Raw genomic sequence first — 257 nt, 5'->3', positions numbered from 1 at the left:
AATGGCTTCGTTACCCAGCATTGCGTCTTTATCACCCTCCATGACCAGGCGACCGTTTTCGATCACATAGGCACGGTGGGCAATCTTGAGTGCGGCGAAGGCATTCTGCTCCGCCAGCAAAACCGTGGTGCCCTGCTCGTTGATGCCCTTGATGGTTTCAAACATCTGCTTGACCACCAGGGGCGCCAGACCCAGCGAGGGCTCATCCAGCAATAACACTTTCGGGCGGCCCATCATGGCGCGGCCAATGGCCACCA

At 58.0% G+C, this 257-nt stretch carries 1 pseudogene; it reads right to left on the bottom strand.

Annotated features, from left to right (window positions below):
- Positions 1 to 257, bottom strand: a pseudogene (locus A3730_RS10980) (branched-chain amino acid ABC transporter ATP-binding protein); the annotation flags it as partial.

The sequence above is a fragment of the Alcanivorax sp. HI0044 genome (assembly GCF_001634945.1).
This window is presented reverse-complemented; position numbering and strand designations above follow the sequence as displayed.